We start from the raw sequence: 910 nt of genomic DNA, 5'->3' as shown, positions 1-910 counted from the left end.
ATTCGAACCCCCGCGGGCTGTTACACCCCTGTCGGTTTTCAAGACCGATCCCTTCAGCCGGACTTGGGTATACCTCCGTGTGAGTAAGACAAATGGTGGACCTTGCAGGACTCGAACCTGCGACCGGACGGTTATGAGCCGTCTGCTCTAACCAGCTGAGCTAAAGGTCCTTTATTATATTGGTGGCGGCAGAGGGGATCGAACCCCCGACCTCACGGGTATGAACCGTACGCTCTAGCCAGCTGAGCTACGCCGCCCAATAAATAAAGTGACTTCAAAAATACATATGGTGGAGCCTAGCGGGATCGAACCGCTGACCTCCTGCGTGCAAGGCAGGCGCTCTCCCAGCTGAGCTAAGGCCCCATTGAATAAAAGATGGTCGGGAAGACAGGATTTGAACCTGCGACCCCTTGGTCCCAAACCAAGTGCTCTACCAAGCTGAGCTACTCCCCGTCAATTATGTGGTATTCTATGTATTCTTATGGCGCGCCCGAGAGGAGTCGAACCCCTAACCTTTTGATCCGTAGTCAAACGCTCTATCCAATTGAGCTACGGGCGCTGAATAGAGTAAGCGGAAGACGAGATTCGAACTCGCGACCCCCACCTTGGCAAGGTGGTGTTCTACCACTGAACTACTCCCGCATGGTACATATAAATTATGGTGCGGGTGGAGGGACTTGAACCCCCACGCCTTGCGGCACTAGATCCTAAGTCTAGCGTGTCTGCCAATTCCACCACACCCGCATGAAAAATCATGGTGAGCCATGAAGGACTCGAACCTTCGACCCTCTGATTAAAAGTCAGATGCTCTACCAACTGAGCTAATGGCTCTAGAAAACTGGTGCCGGCAAGAGGACTTGAACCCCCAACCTACTGATTACAAGTCAGTTGCTCTACCAGTTGAGCTACA

General features: G+C 52.5%; 8 tRNA genes. All 8 read right to left on the bottom strand.

Features of this window, described 5'->3' with window-relative positions:
- Positions 1 to 93 precede the first annotated feature (93 nt).
- Positions 94 to 170, bottom strand: a tRNA-Ile gene (locus UFB30_RS16515).
- A gap of 10 nt (positions 171 to 180) precedes the next feature.
- Positions 181 to 257 (bottom strand) — tRNA-Met (locus UFB30_RS16510).
- A 30-nt stretch (positions 258 to 287) separates the two neighbouring features.
- A tRNA-Ala gene (locus tag UFB30_RS16505) sits at positions 288 to 363 on the bottom strand.
- 13 nt (positions 364 to 376) lie between these two features.
- A tRNA-Pro gene (locus UFB30_RS16500) sits at positions 377 to 453 on the bottom strand.
- Positions 454 to 482: 29 nt separating this feature from the next.
- Positions 483 to 559, bottom strand: a tRNA-Arg gene (locus UFB30_RS16495).
- An 11-nt stretch (positions 560 to 570) separates the two neighbouring features.
- Positions 571 to 642 (bottom strand) — tRNA-Gly (locus UFB30_RS16490).
- Between the two features lie 17 nt (positions 643 to 659).
- Positions 660 to 744: transfer RNA gene (locus tag UFB30_RS16485), tRNA-Leu, on the bottom strand.
- Between the two features lie 11 nt (positions 745 to 755).
- A tRNA-Lys gene (locus UFB30_RS16480) sits at positions 756 to 831 on the bottom strand.
- Positions 832 to 910: the final 79 nt, after the last annotated feature.

It is taken from the genome of Jeotgalibacillus haloalkalitolerans (assembly GCF_034427455.1).
Lineage (GTDB): Bacteria > Bacillota > Bacilli > Bacillales > Jeotgalibacillaceae > Jeotgalibacillus > Jeotgalibacillus haloalkalitolerans.
The sequence above is the reverse complement of the archived record's forward strand: the minus strand, read 5'-3'. Positions and strand labels throughout refer to the sequence as shown.